We start from the raw sequence: 13,749 nt of genomic DNA on the forward strand, positions 1-13,749 counted from the left end.
GACCTGATCATCGCCGGCCTCATCGCGGGAAGCCTGGCCTTCCTGATCGGACGGAAGCGGAGGCCGGCATGACCCAGCCGATCGCCATGCTCGACGGGCCGCTCTGGCCCTATCTCGCGCTGATGCTTTTTGCCGTGCTGCCCACGGAGATCTGGCGCTGGCTTGCGGTCGGCTTCTCGCGCGGGCTTTCCGGCGACTCGCCGCTGCTCGAATGGGTGAGGGCGGTCGCAACCGCGTTGCTCGCCGGGATCGTCGCCAAGCTGATCGTCTCGCCGCCGGGCGTGCTGGCGGCGGCTCCGGCCTGGGTGCGCGTCGCTGCGCTGGCGGCCGCGGCGGCCGTCATGCTGGTCGACAAGCGGCGGATGATGCTGGCGGTGCTCGCCGGCGAGACGATGCTGATCGGCGGAGTCTGGCTGTTCGCGGGTTAGGCTTCCGCCAAGAGCCGGTGGACATGGCCGAGCTTGTCGGGATTGCGGATGATGTAGATCGCGCTGACCGCCCCGTCCCGGATATCGAGAGCCATCGCCTGCACGGTCTCGCCGCGCTCCAGACTGACATAGCCGGGCAGGCCGTTGATCATCACGAATTCATAGCGGGTTGTCGCGCGCGCCTCCCGTTCGACGTGGCGGGCGATGCCGGCGAAGAAGCGGCCGATCCTGTCGGTGCCAACGATCGGGTTCAGGACGGAATTGACCTTGCCGCCACCATCGGCGCGCAGGATCGCATCCTGAGCGAGCATGCTCTTCAGGATCGTGGCATCGGTACTGTGGGCGGCCTGGAAGAAGGCTTGGGCGTAGCGCCGGGCCTCGTCTGCGGAGAGCGGATGGCGCGGGCCGTCCTGTTCGCGCGCATGGCGACGCGCCCGCGAGACGAGCTGCCGGCAGGCCGCCTCGCTACGTCCGAGCGTATCGGCGATTTCCGCGAAGGGCAGGTCGAAGACGTCGTGCAGCAGGAAGGCCGCGCGCTCCAGCGGCGAGAGTCGCTCCAGCGCGAGCTGGAGCGCATAGGGCACATCGATCGCCTCGTCGGTGCTCGGGGCAGCGCCGATCATCTCGATCAGGGGTTCGGGCAGCCAGGCGCCGACATAGGTCTCGCGCTTGCGCCGCGCCGATTTCATCAGGTCGAGGCAGAGCCGCGTCACCACGCGTCCCAGCCAGGCGCGCGGGTTCGCGATCGCCTCGGGCGCCGAGCCATGCCAGCGCAGCCACGCGTCCTGCACCACATCCTCGGCGTCGCTGAGCGAGCCGAGCATGCGGTAGGCGAGGCGGGTCAGGTAGGACCGGTTGGCCTCGAAGAGGGTGGCAGGCGTGCCGGTCATGCGCGCCGGGATGGTGTCATCAGGCGGCAGCCTCGGTCTTGCGCGGCCGATCGGCCGGATGGCGCGTGCGGAAGCCGACATTGATGCGGTTCCAGGTGTTGATCGCGCCGATGGCGAAGGAGAGGTCGACGCTGTCCTTCTCGTTGAAGTGCTCGCGGAGTTCGGCATAGGCCGCATCGCTCGGGCTGCGCTCGGAGGCGCGGGTCAGTTCTTCCGTCCAGCGCAGAGCGGCACGCTCGCGCGGGGTGTAGAGTTCGGACTCCTCCCAGGCGTTGAGCAGATTGATGCGTGCCTCGCTCTCGCCGGCCTTGCGCGCATCGAGCACATGCATGTGCAGGCAATAGGCGCAGCGGTTGATCTGCGAGGCGCGAATCTTCACCAGCTCCATGAGGTTGTGCTCGAGGGCCGAGTTGTTGACGTAGTCCTGCAGGACCAGCATGGCCTTGTAGGCTTCGGGCGCGACCTGGAAGGCGTTGAGGCGTTGGCTCATGTCTGTCTCCATCGGTTGATGACGACAAGACGATTGGGCGCGCCTCGCTGTGACATGGCCCGTCAGGTTTTTTTCAGGGCCTCGCGGATTTTTTCGGCATTGCTGGCGAGCACCTCGTTCTTCTCCATCGCGCCGGTATGGGGGCGCAGCGCCATGCCGTCGAAACGCGGCATGACATGGACATGGAGATGGAACACGACCTGGCCGCCGGCGGCCTCGTTGAACTGCTGGATGGTGACGCCCTCGGCCGAGAAGGCGGCCTTCACGGCGCACGCCAGCTTCTGCGTGGTCAGCGCGACGGCCTTCAGCGTATCGGCCGGGGCATCGAAGACGTTGCGGCAGGCCACTTTCGGGATCACCAGCACATGGCCATCGGCGCGCGGCATGATGTCCATGATCGCCAGCGTCTCGGCGTCCTCGTAGACGGTGTGGGAGGGCAATTCGCCGCGCAGGATCTTGGCGAAGACGTTGGATTGATCATAGGCGGTCATGGCAGGTCCGGCAGGATCGGAAAGGGTAGGCGTAAAGCTGCGGCGCGCCAGCCGGGGCGTCAAGGCCGCGTGCCGGCTGATGGCTCTGTCTCAGGCGCCGAGCGGCAGCGCCGTCTCGACATGGGCATCGAGCACGAGGTCGTCGCTCGCGCCCATCACCTGAAGCCCGCTCACGGTGAGGCGGAGTAAAGGCTTGCCCCACCAGCGCGAGACGATGTCGGCCAACGCTGCAGTCTCCGCGGCATCGAGATCGTCGGTGAGATTGTAGAGGCCGATCAGCCAGAGATCGCCCGGCGTCCGGCCGAAGGCGGCCTGGACCTCCTGCAGCGTGTTCCGGCTGTCCCGCTTCTCGGGATAGACCGGGAGATAGAGCCGGCCGCGATTGACGTTGCCGGAGAAGAGGCCGCGCAGCTCGACCGTGAAAGGCTCGATCTTGCGCAGGGCGTCGCGCGTTTCGCTCGTCATGACCGGAGGTTCGGCAAGGCTCAGCGAGCCGGAAACCGTCGCGTGCAGGCGGTCCTGCCGCTTCGGCAGGATGTTCCAGGCGATCTTGCCGGCGAACGGCGCGGCCTTCAGTTCCCCCTCAAGTGCGAGAAAGGCGGGGGAAGCACGCAAGGCGCCGTCTTCCACCGGCATGACCAGCGAATAGACCGCCGGGTGGCGGCCCATCTCGTAGAACTTGCCCTCGCGCCGGGCGATGACACCGGGATGCTCCGGCGCCACCAGCGGCAGATGCGCCAGCCGATAGCTCTCGTCGAGCGTCAGCGGGCTCGTGAAATCGGTAAGGCTGCGGCGATAGCCGAGCTCGTCGTCCTCGCAGAAGATCGGCGCGGAGGAGGTGGTGGTCGCGAACGCTGCGTCAGTCATCGGCGGTGTCCGTCTTGCGGAAAGGACTTTCGGCCGCGAGCGCTTCGCGGGCCGCCGCGATCTGTTCGCGCTCCTGCGCGAGATAGGCGGCGACGGGCCGGCGCAGGCCGGGATCGGCGATATGGTGCAGCGAGCGGGTGATCACCGGCCGATAACCCCGCGCGAGCTTGTGCTCCCCCTGCGCGCCGGCCTCGACGCGGGCGAGGCCATGCGCAATCGCATAGTCGATGGCCTGATGGTAGCAGACCTCGAAATGCAGGAAGGGGTGATCCTCGATGCAGCCCCAGTTGCGGCCGTAGAGCGTGTTGGCGCCGCGGAAATTGATCGCGCCGGCGATATAGCGCCCGGCGCGTCTCGCCATCACCAGCACGATGCGCTCGCCCATCGCGGCGCCTACCGCTGAGAAGAACGCGCGGTTGAGATAAGGCCGGCCCCATTTGCGCGAGCCGGTATCCTCGTAGAACGAGAAGAAATCGTCCCAGACCGCTTCGGTGAGCTCGCTGCCGGAGAGGACATCGATCGTGATGCCGGCAGAAAGCGCTTCGCGCCGCTCGCGCTTCAGCGCCTTGCGCTTGCGCGAGGCCAGCGTCGCCAGGAAATCGTCGTAAGTGCCGAAGCCCTCGTTCTGCCAGTGGAACTGCAGATCGTTGCGTTCGAGATAGCCGGCCTGTTTCAGCGCGGCGATATCCGGTTCCTGTGCGAAGGTGACATGAACCGAGGAGGATTGCGTCTGCCCGCGCAAGGCCTCCAGCCCGCTGATCAGGGCGGCGCGGGCCTCATTGGCGCGCGGGCCGTCCGCGACCAGCAGGCGCGGGCCCGTCGCCGGGGTGAAGGGCGCGGCGACCTGGAGCTTCGGGTAGTAGCGCCCGCCGGCACGCTCATAGGCGTCGGCCCAGCTATGGTCGAAGACATATTCGCCCTGGCTGTGGCTCTTCAGGAAGCTGGGCGCCGCCGCCAGAAGCTCACCGGCATCGTCCTCGACGAGGAGATAGGCCGGCGACCAGCCGGTGCGGCCACCGGTGCAGCGGCTGTCTTCCAGCGCCATGAGGAATTCATGGCTGACGAAGGGATTGTCCCGGTCGAGTACCGGATCGCCAGGAGGCGCGGCGGAGGTCGAAAGGACATCCGCCAGCGCGTGAGGATTGGCGCAGGCATTCCATGCGCCTGCGGGAACGGCCTTGAGCGAGGTCGCGACACGAACGGTGAGATCGCCGTTCCCCGCTTCGCTCAAGGGCGAAAGCCCTCGAAGACCATCTGGTCCGCCATCGCCGCGGCCCGCTGCCGCTCTTCCGGCGTGCGCACCGTCCAGCTCATCAAGGGCAGGCCCAGTGCGTTGCGGCAGAGATAGGGTGCGGCGCTGTCGAGGTCGGTGACCTTCCAGGAGATGAAGTCCGGCCGGCTTTCGGTGAAGTGCAGGAGATTGGCGAGGGCATGCTTACGCTCGGCCGATAGCTTGTCGTAGTCGCCGTAATCATAGGCGTTCATCGCGACGATGCCGCGTGGAATCTCCGGCGCAAGCTCGCGGAGCGCCGTCACGATCTCGGGATCGAAGGACTTGATCACGATGGGGTGACCCTTGTAGCCCGCCAGGACTTCCACGGTCCGCCTGGTGAGGGCCAGATCGCCGTCGAAACGGCTCTTGATCTCGATGACAACAGGGACGCGCCCGCCGATCAGGTCGAGGAAGGCCGAGAGCGTCAGGATGCGGTCGCTCGACCCCTTGAGCGTGATCGTGGTGAGCTCCGCCGCCTTGCGCGCGACGACGGCGCCCGTCTCGTGCGTCAGGCGATCGAGCACGAAATCGTGGAAGACGACGGCCTCGCCATCGGCGGTGAGCTGGACGTCGCATTCGATGCCGAAGCCGCCGGCGATGGCGGCGGAGGCGGCGGACGGGCTGTTCTCGATCACGCCGGCAGCGAGATCATGCAGGCCGCGATGAGCGATCGGCTTCGCCACCAGCCAGCCCAGATCGGGCCGGCCGGCGCTCTTGAGCGCAGCCTGAGGCATCAGGCGATCTCGAACATCGCTTCGACCTCGACGGCGGCGTCGGCCGGCAGTTCGGCGACGCCGACGGTCGAGCGGGCATGGCGGCCCTTGTCGCCGAGCACCTCGACCATCAGGTCGGAAGCGCCGTTCATGATCGCCGGCAGAGCGGCGAAATGCGGGGTGGCGTTGATGAAGCCGCCGAGGCGGACGCAGCGCACGATGCGGCCGAGATCGCCGCCGAGCGCAGCCTTGGCCTGGGCCAGCACATTGATGGCGCAGAGGCGGGCGGCTTCCAGCCCGGCCTCGTTGAAGATCTCCGCGCCGAGCTTGCCCTTGTGCTTATCTGCGAGCTTGCCGTCGAGCCCGAAGCAGATCTGCCCCGAGATGACCAGCAGGTTGCCGGTGATCACATAGGGCACATAGTTGGCGATGGGCGCAGCCGGGGACGGCAGCGTGATGCCGAGTTCGGCGAGGCGGGTGTCGACGATGTTCATTGGCTTGGCTCCGCGAGAGAGGCAGGTTGCCTTCGGGCAGGCCTTTCATGGCCGATGCGGGCGGGGCCCGCAAGCATCGGGGCATGCCGCGCGGGCAGGGCCGATGCGACGGCCGAGAGCGGCGCCTCCGCCATGTTTGCGCCATTGCCGCGATGCACCTAGATTTCGCAAAAGGCCCAACACGGACAAGCGGCGCATGAACGGAACAGTCTCGAAGCTCGTGACCCAGGCGAGCGGGGTTTTCGCGGGGGCGCTGGTTCTGGCCGCCATGCCGGCCTGGGCTCAAGGAGCGACGGAGCGGGTCGTGCTCGCTCCGCATCGCGCGGTGTATGATCTCGTGCTCGACAGCACCAAGCCGTCCGGCAATATCGAGACGGCGAAGGGCCGCATCGCCTTCGAGTTCACCGGCGACGCCTGTGAGGGCTATGCCTTGTCCTTCCGGCAGGTGACGCAACTCGGCACCGAGGCCGGGCCACGCCTGATCGATGCCCGCACCACCAGTTTCGAGGCCGGCGACGGCGCGAATTACCGCTTCAAGACCGAAAGCACCGCGGGGGGCGCCAAGCCGGATACGGTTGACGGCACCGCACAGAAGAGCGGCAGCGGCTACGAGGTGAAGCTGCGCCAGCCCAAGGCTGAGACCCATCGCGAATCGAGTGACGCCCTGTTCCCGAACGCGCAGATGAAGGCCGTGATCCAGGCCGCGCGCTCCGGGCAGAAGACGCTGAGCGTGCGGCTCTATGACGGCGCGAATTCCGGCAAGGAGGTCTACGATACGCTCTCGATCATCGGGAAGCGGATCGAGGCCGAGCCTTCCGAGAAGCCGTTGCAGCGCCCTGAATTCGAGAAGATGGCGCGCTGGCCGGTGACGATTTCCTATTTCAAGGCGGGGTCGGGCGAATCGACGCCGGCCTACAGCATCAATTTCGAGCTCTACGAGAACGGCGTCACCGGGGCGATCCGGCTCGACTACGGCTCGTTCGCGTTGCGTGGCACGCTTACGCGTCTGGATCTTCTTCCTCAGGAGCCTTGCGCGAAATAGCGGACTCCGGCGAGCGGCGCTGCGGCAGGCGCAGGCTCAGTCCCTTGCCGATAGCCTCGTCGCCGAAGCGGGCGCGCAATTTGTCGAGCGCGCCCTCCATCGCCTTCAGACGCGGTGTCGCGGTGTCGGCGAGGTCGCCGTGATCAGCGGCGTCGGGCGGGCTGAAGTCGCTCGCGCCAATGCCGATCAGACGGTAATGCGCGCCGTTGCATTCGCGCTTCAGGAGATCACGCCCCGCGGCGAAGAGACGGGCGGCGAGTTGCGTGGGCTCCGGCAGGCGGGCGGCGCGGGTGATGATATGGAAGTCGGCCGTCTTGAGCTTGAGGGTGATGGTCCGGCCTGCAAGCTCCTGCGCCTTCAGCCGTTTCGAAGTCTTCTCGCAGAGCCGCCAGAGGATCGGCTCGAGATCCTCGAAGCGGGCGAGATCGACGTCCAGCGTGGTTTCGCTGGAGACGCTCTTGGTTTCGCGCTCGGGCGTGACCAGGCGGGCATCGATGCCGTTGGCGAGGTTTTTCAGGCGCGGGCCGTCCTTGCCGGCGAGCTTGAAGAGCTTGTCGACGGGCGCCTCGCGCAGGTCGCCGATCAGCTTGAAGCCGCCTTCCGCCAGCTTCGCGACACCGGCCGGCCCCATGCCGGGAATGAGGCTGATCGGCTTGCTCGAGAGGAAGGCCACCGACTCGGCCCGTCCGATGATCGAGAAGCCGCGGGGCTTGTCGAGGTCGGAGGCGACCTTGGCCAGGAACTTGGCATAGGACAGCCCGACCGAGATGGTGATGCCGAGTTCGGCCTCGACATGACGTGCGAAGCGCGCCAGCGTCACCGCCGGGCTGGCATGGTGCAGCCGTTCCGTGCCGGAGAGATCGAGGAAGGCTTCGTCGATCGAGAGCGGCTCGACCAGCGGCGTCAGTTCCCGCATGAGCTGGCGTACCTGGCGTCCGACCGCGACATATTTCGCCATGTTCGGCTTGACGACGACAGCCTCGGGGCAGGCCTTCAGCGCCTTGAACATCGGCATGGCCGAGCGCACGCCATAGGTCCGGGCGATGTAGCAGCAGGTCGAGACCACGCCGCGCTTGCCGCCGCCGACGATGACCGGCTTGTCCTGCAACGAGGGATCGTCGCGCTTCTCGATCGTGGCGTAGAAGGCGTCGCAATCGATATGGGCGAGGCTCAGGCTGTCCCGTTCCGCATGGGTCAGCAGCCGTGGTGAGCCGCAAGCCGGGCAGCGCTTTAGCGGCCCGGGGGCATTGTGATCCGCGAGACAGTCGCGGCAGAGCCAGCGCGGCGAGGGCGCGCCCGTGGTCAAGAGACGTCGTCCGGCTCCGGCCCGGCGAGGACGCGACGCGCCTCGGCGACGATTTCGGGATTCAGCCTTAAATTTCCGGCAAACTCCAGAAGCAGCGAATCGCTGCTGCCGATATGATCGAGTACCGCGGCAAGGAAGCCGGGTTCGCCGGCGGCCTGGCGCAGATTGGCCGGGGTGAGGCCGGTCGCGCTCAGAAAGGGCTCGATCCGCTCGGGTTCGGAGGCCAGGAAGGCGAGGGCCTGCAGCGCCATCGCCTCGGCCTGATCGGTTGTCGGTCGTCGTGTCATGAGGGGGCTTTAGTCGCGTATCCGGTTTGCGTTTCGTCAACTGCTCGCGTGCTAGGTGATCATCGAACGACGCCGCCAATTTGGAAAGCCCGCCATCGGCGCAGGCCTTCCCGGCGCGAATGAAGGGCGGCCCGATGAAGACGGTTCTGATCGTCGAAGACAATGAGCTCAACATGAAGCTCTTCAACGATCTGCTCGAAGCCCATGGCTATGCGACGCTGAAGACGTCGGATGGCATCGAGGCGATCGAGCTGGCGCGGACGCATCATCCCGCGCTGATCCTGATGGATATCCAGCTTCCGGAGGTTTCCGGGCTCGAGGTCACCAAATGGATCAAGGAAGACGACGACCTGAAGGCGATTCCGGTCGTTGCGGTCACGGCCTTCGCGATGAAGGGCGATGAAGAACGAATCCGGGAGGGTGGCTGTGAGGCCTATCTCTCGAAGCCGATCTCGGTCGCCAAGTTCCTGGAAACCGTCCGCACCTATGCCGGCGCCGCCTGAGCCGGCGAAAGCAGAGACATGACTGCCCGCGTCCTCGTCGTCGACGACATTCCCGCGAATGTGAAGCTGCTCGAGGCCAAGCTCTCGGCCGAGTATTTCGGCGTGGTTACGGCGACGAACGGGCGCGACGCGATCGCGCTCTGCGAGCGTGGCGAGGTCGATATCGTCCTGCTCGACGTGATGATGCCGGGGATGAACGGATTCGAGGTCTGCCGGCGCCTGAAGGGCGCGCCTTCGACTGCGCATATCCCGGTGGTCATGGTCACTACGCTCGACCAGCCGCGCGACCGCCTGCAGGGGCTCGATGCCGGAGCCGACGACTTCCTGACCAAGCCGTTGGACGACACCGCGCTCTTCGCCCGCGTCCGCAGTCTCGCCAGGCTGAAGGCGATGACGGACGAGTTGCGCAGCCGTGCCGTTGCCTCCGTTCGGCTCGGCATTGCCGACCCGCTCGCGACGGCCGCCGCGGAAACCGGCCTCAACGGTCGTGTTCTCATCGTCGAGGATCGTCCGAACGTTGCCGAGAGACTGCAGAGCGCCCTTTCGACCTTCCATGCCGTGGAGGTCGAGAGCGCCGCTCAGCATGCCGTGGCGCGCGTGGCGGAAGGCGAGTTCGATGCCGTCGTCATCAGCCTCGATCTGCAGGGGCAGGACGGCCTGCGCCTGTGCAGCCAGTTGCGCTCGCTGGAGCGGACCCGGAATGTCTCCGTGCTGCTGATGGGCGAAGCCGAGGATCGCGACCGCATCCTGCGCGGCCTCGAGATCGGGGCGCATGACTTCCTTCTCCGCCCGATCGACCGCAACGAGTTGCTGGCCCGCGTGCGCACCCAGGTGCGCCGCAAACGTTTCACCGAGCGGTTGCGCGACAGCGTGCAGTCCTCGATGGAAATGGCGGTGATGGACCAGCTCACCGGGCTGCATAACCGTCGTTTCATGGATAGCCGGCTCGCCGTGATGTTCGACGAATCGGCGCTCAGAGCCCGTTCGCTCTCGCTGCTCGTGCTCGACATCGATCATTTCAAAGCCGTCAACGACAGTTGGGGCCATGACGTCGGTGACGAGGTTCTGCGTGAGTTCGCGGACCGTGTCCGGGCCTGCACACGGGGCATCGATCTCGTCGCGCGCATGGGCGGGGAGGAGATCGTCGTCGTGCTGCCCGATACCGCGGGCGATGCCGCCTATCGCGTGGCAGAGCGCATCCGCGAGCGGGTCGAGGGCACGCCATTCATCGTCCAGAACAATACGCGCGACATCAGGGTGACGGTTTCTGTCGGCGTCTCGAACCGGCGCGCCGGAGACGCATCCTCCGCCGACATGATGAAGCGCGCGGATGACGCGCTTTACCGGGCGAAGGCCAGCGGTCGCAACCGCGTGATCGTCGCCAGCGCGGCGTAGGCGGCGCCGGGCGCCCGATCCGGCTCTTCCTGTTCCGGAAGGCCGCCATCGTATGCGCCGGTGACGGCGCATTCTTCCACTATCTTGAAGTCTGCTCTCAGCCAGCGGCGGCAAGTCGCTGATGCTGGAAGTCAAACGCCTCGAAACAGGGGCGCCAAGCTGCGGATTTTAAGCTTAGTGGGTAGGGTTAACGATCGATGAACGTCGCCGATCGGTCGGATTTGATTGATTCCGATGTATCGCATTGTAGAGATCGCATGACGCAGCGATCGTAAGGATCGCCCGGAAATGCCCTTCGGGTACTCAGGTCCGCCGCATCTCCTGGGAAACCGAAGGGCTCGGCCGGTCGGTAACGGAATTCTGGCCTCCTCAGAACCGTCGCCGACCGGCCACCTCGTGTTGCATCAAATCGAGCTATCCACGTGCACGAATACTTGGAGTAGCTATATCTTCTCGACGGATCGGCGCCACTTTCCTTTATAACCCCTCAATTGTCTGCCGGGGCACTCTTCGGAGATTGCGGCTGTGCAGCGTCGCCAGGTGGAACCGACCAGGTCGCCGTCCAGGTCTCGCTCAAGATGCGGTTCCGCGCCTTCAGGAACATGCGAAGCTCGGTCGACTGGCCGTCCGGCAGGGTCGCGTCGACAATCACGCGCACGCCTTTCAACGGCGCATTGAACGTCAGGATCTTCGTGGTTATGGCGCCGGCTGTCGTCGTTGCGACGAGTTCGAGGCGATCCGGCTCGTTTTGATAGTAGGCGAGGTCGCCCCCGGTGAAATCGACGATGAAGCGCTTCGTGCCGTTGCCACCGGCGACGCCATCCTCGATATCCGAGCCGTTGAAGCTCTGCTGCACCTGCGCGTAGGGGTGTAGATGCCAGGTCGTCGACAACGCCGAGATGCGATAGCTGAAGGCGGTGGCCTGGCCTGTAGGCAGGGGCTTGTCGGGTGTCCAGTACGCGACGATGTTGTCGAAAGCCTCGTTGTCCGTCGGGATCTCGATCAGATCGATCCGGCCTTCGCCCCAATCTCCCTGGGGTTGGACCCAGTAGCCCGGCCGCGCATCGTAGCGTGCTTCCAGATCCTGGTAGCTGCCGAAATCGCGATCGCGCTGCATCAGGCCGAAGCCGCGCGGATTCTTATCGCCGAAGCTCGAGATGCGCAGCGCCTTTGGGTTGCGGATGGGGCGCCAGATCCATTCTCCGCCCCCTGATTGCAGCATCAGCCCGTCCGAGTCGTGTATTTCCGGGCGGAAATCGGTCCTTTGACCGAGATCACCCTCGCCAGCCTGAAACATCGATGTCAGCGGTGCGATGCCGATCCGCTCGATCTCCCTGCGCGGGATGATCGTCGCCGTGACATCCATATGGGTGTCCCGGCCCGGCCTGACGACATAGCGATAGGCCCCGGCGACCGAAGGTGAGTCGAGGAGGGCATAGATCACGAGCCCGGTCGTATCGCGCGACGGCTCCTCCACCCACAATGCCCGCATGAACGGGAATTCTTCGGGGCCGTCGCCGCCGACATCCAGGGCCAGCGAGCGCGCCGAAAGCCCGTAGCGCTGCCCCCGTCCGATCAACCGGAAATAGCTCGCGCCCAGGAAGGAGATGACCTCGTCCTGAACCTTGGGGTCGTTCAGGTTGGTGGTCACGGCGAAGCCAGCGAAGCCCAGAGCCGGCGAGAGCCCCTTCGGGACCGGGACCTTGCCGTATTCGAACAGGCCGGTCGTAAACGGGATCGGGATCGCGTTGCCGTGATTGATGATGTGAACCTGGACCGGCTTGTTGTGCAGAAAGCCGAGGTGAAAGGGCAGCAGACGGAAATCCGATCCGCCCTCGCGCCAGAAAGCCTTGTCGCGGCGAAACCGGATTTCGCGGTAGCTGTCATAGGTCAGGTTCGAGAGTTCGGCCGGAATTTTCGCGCTCTCGGCATCGAAAGGCTGTTTCGCCAAGGCCATCGCCTGCTGGACGACATCCTCGTAGCCGAAGCCTTTCGCGGATCCCGCAGCCGTCTGCGCCAGCACGGAGCGGTTCGCCAGCAGGCAGGCGCTGGAGAGCAAGGCGAGCATCGCGCGACGAGACGGTGTGGACAAGATTGTTTCCCCCGGAATGGCGGCCGGCCGCGGACGGGCAGGCGCCTTTAGAACACCCGCGTGGTGCCGGGGTTCCCCGGAGGCCGTGCGGACTGTCCGGGCGGACTGGATTTCGGCGGAAGCGAGGCATGCCGCTTCGGACAAGCCATTCGGGAACCCGGTCCGTCGGTTTCGGTTCTCCTCACGGGAGGATGGATCGATGACCAAGGATTCCGATCGGGCAACGGATGCCCCGGCCGCATACGGCACGGCCCGAAGACCCGGGCAACCCGGAGATCAGAACGAGAGCCGGGCCGGCCCCAATCCGCGCTCCGCTCATCCGACCGGGCCTCACGCTCCCTACGAGCCGCAGGACCCGGAGGGGCTGGCGGCCGGCAAACACCATTCGCAGCCCGTGGAGATGCAGGCCGAGGCGTCGGATGATCGCAAGCCCAGCGGGACGATCAGGATCGTCGATCTCGCGAAGCCATCACATCGTTCCTGACAGCCTCAAGCGGATGCACCAAGCTGGGACGGCCCGGCGCATCCGCGGCTGGGGACCGAACCCTTCGCCGGCCGCGAGGCCGTTCAACTTGTCAGATGGCGCAATCTGATCGACGCGGGCTGGCGGTCAGGCCGTTGTTTTGTCATCGGGATGCGGCATCTCGCAGAACTTGCCGCCGAGATAGCGCCCCGAGGGGGAGAGCGGGTCGAGCGCCGGGAAGCTGGCTTCGACCTTGGCCCGGAACGACTCCGAATTGTCCTGCGGGTGATAGCCGAGATGGCCGGCACCGCTGTTGTCCACCGCCTTCACCGCGTTGTCGGAGGTGCCGAAGGCGATCGTATGCCCGACGAAAGGCGCGGTCAGCGCCGCCGTGACGAGACGCACGCAATCGGCAAAGGACAGATAGGACCAGAGCATCCGACGATCGGCCGGCTCCGGAAAGGACGAGAAGATGCGCAGGCATGCCGTCTCGATGCCGTACTTGTCCCAGTAGAGCCGGCTGAGGCTTTCGACGAAGGTCTTGCCGACGCCATAGAGGCAATCCGGGCGGACCGGGGCATCGACCGAGATTTGCGCTCCGATCTCGTGGAAACCGATCGCATGAACGGACGAGGCGTAGACGATGCGCTTGACCCCATGTTTCCGCGCGCCTTCGTAGATGTGATAGGAGCCGCGGATACTGGAATCGAGGATGACCTGCCATTCGCGCTCGGTCGGCGCGCCGCCGAAATGGACGATGGCATCGCAGCCTTCCGTCGCAGCGATCGTCGCTTCCATATCGGCAAGGTCGAAGATCGCTTCTTCCTCATGGGCGGCCAGCGAGCCGAGCGGCTCGCGATCGGCGAGGCGGATCACCTTCGCCAGCGGAGCAAGCCCGGCGCGGAGCTGCGAGCCCAGGCGCCCGGCCGCGCCGGTGATCAGGATGCGGTTGTAATGCGGCATGCGATCCTCGCGTCCGACGGCTGCATCGCAGTGATGCAGCCGTGCTTAGGCC

The 13,749-nt window shown here is 65.9% G+C and carries 16 protein-coding genes; 5 read left to right on the top strand and 11 right to left on the bottom strand.

Annotation, left to right across the window (positions count from 1 at the left end):
* Nucleotides 1-68 precede the first annotated feature (68 nt).
* Nucleotides 69-428 (top strand): AzlD domain-containing protein, encoded by a 360-nt coding sequence (locus J0I42_RS22905; RefSeq protein ID WP_291658381.1) that lies wholly within the window; start codon nucleotides 69-71, stop codon nucleotides 426-428.
* Here J0I42_RS22905 and J0I42_RS22910 read toward each other — a convergent pair.
* The 7 genes from J0I42_RS22910 to J0I42_RS22940 form a co-directional block, all read right to left on the bottom strand.
* Entirely contained in the window at nucleotides 425-1,318 is an 894-nt protein-coding gene (locus tag J0I42_RS22910; RefSeq protein WP_291658383.1) for a sigma-70 family RNA polymerase sigma factor, read from the bottom strand. The genes J0I42_RS22905 and J0I42_RS22910 overlap by 4 nt on opposite strands.
* 19 nt (nucleotides 1,319-1,337) lie before the next feature.
* A complete protein-coding gene (locus tag J0I42_RS22915; protein WP_291658384.1) occupies nucleotides 1,338-1,808 on the bottom strand; it encodes a carboxymuconolactone decarboxylase family protein in 471 nt (156 codons plus the stop codon).
* Between the two features lie 62 nt (nucleotides 1,809-1,870).
* Complete coding sequence (locus tag J0I42_RS22920; RefSeq protein ID WP_291658386.1) at nucleotides 1,871-2,299, bottom strand: HIT family protein; 429 nt, start codon at nucleotides 2,297-2,299, stop codon at nucleotides 1,871-1,873.
* Between the two features lie 90 nt (nucleotides 2,300-2,389).
* Nucleotides 2,390-3,166: a hypothetical protein gene (locus J0I42_RS22925; protein WP_291658388.1), complete on the bottom strand. Its 777-nt coding sequence runs from the start codon at nucleotides 3,164-3,166 to the stop codon at nucleotides 2,390-2,392.
* The gene (locus J0I42_RS22930) at nucleotides 3,159-4,397 is read right to left on the bottom strand and encodes a GNAT family N-acetyltransferase (protein WP_291658390.1); all 1,239 of its coding nucleotides are present in this window, start codon (nucleotides 4,395-4,397) and stop codon (nucleotides 3,159-3,161) included. Before J0I42_RS22930 ends, J0I42_RS22925 begins: the two co-directional genes overlap by 8 nt.
* Nucleotides 4,394-5,173, bottom strand: coding sequence for a glycerophosphodiester phosphodiesterase family protein (locus J0I42_RS22935; protein WP_291658392.1), 780 nt, complete (start codon nucleotides 5,171-5,173; stop codon nucleotides 4,394-4,396). The genes J0I42_RS22930 and J0I42_RS22935 overlap by 4 nt, the downstream gene beginning before the upstream one ends.
* Nucleotides 5,173-5,646, bottom strand: a complete 474-nt coding sequence (locus J0I42_RS22940; RefSeq protein ID WP_291658394.1) for a RidA family protein — start codon at nucleotides 5,644-5,646, stop codon at nucleotides 5,173-5,175. The genes J0I42_RS22935 and J0I42_RS22940 overlap by 1 nt, the downstream gene beginning before the upstream one ends.
* 196 nt (nucleotides 5,647-5,842) lie before the next feature.
* On the opposite strand from J0I42_RS22940, the gene J0I42_RS22945 reads away from it, so the two are divergent.
* Entirely contained in the window at nucleotides 5,843-6,688 is an 846-nt protein-coding gene (locus J0I42_RS22945) for a cell envelope integrity EipB family protein (RefSeq protein ID WP_291658395.1), read from the top strand.
* On the opposite strand, the gene J0I42_RS22950 is transcribed toward J0I42_RS22945, so the two are convergent.
* Together J0I42_RS22950 and J0I42_RS22955 are read right to left on the bottom strand one after the other, a co-directional pair.
* Nucleotides 6,645-7,994 (bottom strand): DNA polymerase IV, encoded by a 1,350-nt coding sequence (locus tag J0I42_RS22950; RefSeq protein WP_291658396.1) that lies wholly within the window; start codon nucleotides 7,992-7,994, stop codon nucleotides 6,645-6,647. The genes J0I42_RS22945 and J0I42_RS22950 overlap by 44 nt on opposite strands.
* A complete protein-coding gene (locus J0I42_RS22955; RefSeq protein WP_291658398.1) occupies nucleotides 7,991-8,281 on the bottom strand; it encodes a DUF3572 domain-containing protein in 291 nt (96 codons plus the stop codon). The genes J0I42_RS22950 and J0I42_RS22955 overlap by 4 nt, the downstream gene beginning before the upstream one ends.
* A gap of 134 nt (nucleotides 8,282-8,415) precedes the next feature.
* On the opposite strand from J0I42_RS22955, the gene J0I42_RS22960 reads away from it, so the two are divergent.
* Both J0I42_RS22960 and J0I42_RS22965 read left to right on the top strand, forming a co-directional pair.
* Nucleotides 8,416-8,784 (top strand): response regulator, encoded by a 369-nt coding sequence (locus J0I42_RS22960; RefSeq protein ID WP_047574547.1) that lies wholly within the window; start codon nucleotides 8,416-8,418, stop codon nucleotides 8,782-8,784.
* Nucleotides 8,785-8,802: 18 nt separating this feature from the next.
* Nucleotides 8,803-10,179 (top strand): PleD family two-component system response regulator, encoded by a 1,377-nt coding sequence (locus tag J0I42_RS22965; protein WP_291658399.1) that lies wholly within the window; start codon nucleotides 8,803-8,805, stop codon nucleotides 10,177-10,179.
* A gap of 487 nt (nucleotides 10,180-10,666) precedes the next feature.
* On the opposite strand, the gene J0I42_RS22970 is transcribed toward J0I42_RS22965, so the two are convergent.
* Nucleotides 10,667-12,271 (bottom strand): OpgD/OpgG family glucan biosynthesis protein, encoded by a 1,605-nt coding sequence (locus J0I42_RS22970; protein ID WP_291658400.1) that lies wholly within the window; start codon nucleotides 12,269-12,271, stop codon nucleotides 10,667-10,669.
* Nucleotides 12,272-12,470: 199 nt separating this feature from the next.
* Between J0I42_RS22970 and J0I42_RS22975 the strand changes: the two genes are divergently transcribed.
* The gene (locus J0I42_RS22975) at nucleotides 12,471-12,755 is read left to right on the top strand and encodes a hypothetical protein (protein ID WP_291658401.1); all 285 of its coding nucleotides are present in this window, start codon (nucleotides 12,471-12,473) and stop codon (nucleotides 12,753-12,755) included.
* Between the two features lie 126 nt (nucleotides 12,756-12,881).
* Here J0I42_RS22975 and J0I42_RS22980 read toward each other — a convergent pair whose 3' ends face one another.
* A complete protein-coding gene (locus J0I42_RS22980; protein ID WP_291658402.1) occupies nucleotides 12,882-13,697 on the bottom strand; it encodes an NAD-dependent epimerase/dehydratase family protein in 816 nt (271 codons plus the stop codon).
* Between the last annotated feature and the right edge of the window lie 52 nt (nucleotides 13,698-13,749).

Source organism: Allobosea sp., from assembly GCF_017308015.1.
Taxonomy (GTDB): Bacteria; Pseudomonadota; Alphaproteobacteria; order Rhizobiales; family Beijerinckiaceae; genus Allobosea.